This is a genomic window from Bifidobacterium xylocopae, from assembly GCF_003315615.1.
GTDB lineage: Bacteria > Actinomycetota > Actinomycetes > Actinomycetales > Bifidobacteriaceae > Bombiscardovia > Bombiscardovia xylocopae.
Genome location: NZ_PDCH01000048.1, coordinates 1 through 481, shown reverse-complemented (window position 1 = coordinate 481; position 481 = coordinate 1). Strand labels below are relative to the sequence as shown.

General features: G+C 54.7%; 1 rRNA gene. It reads left to right on the top strand.

The features are described 5' to 3' along the window. A 16S ribosomal RNA gene (locus tag CRD59_RS08115) occupies positions 1–481 on the top strand; the annotation flags it as partial.

Genomic DNA, 481 nt, shown 5'->3' with positions numbered 1-481 from the left:
AGCCTACGGGCGGCAGCAGTGGGGAAGGTTGGACAATGGGGGCAACCCTGATCCAGCAATGCCGCGTGAGTGAAGAAGGCCTTCGGGTTGTAAAGCTCTTTTGTCAGGGAAGAAAAGGGCCGGGGTAATACCCTGGTTTCATGACGGTACCTGAAGAATAAGCACCGGCTAACTCCGTGCCAGCAGCCGCGGTAATACGTAGGGTGCGAGCGTTAATCGGAATTACTGGGCGTAAAGCGTGCGCAGGCGGTTATACAAGACAGGCGTGAAATCCCCGGGCTTAACCTGGGAATGGCGCCTGTGACTGTATAGCTAGAGTGTGTCAGAGGGGGGTAGAATTCCACGTGTAGCAGTGAAATGCGTAGATATGTGGAGGAATACCAATGGCGAAGGCAGCCCCCTGGGATAACACTGACGCTCATGTCGGAAAGGGTAGTGAGCAGAAAGGATTAGGTACCAGGGTCGGCATGGACATGAAGCA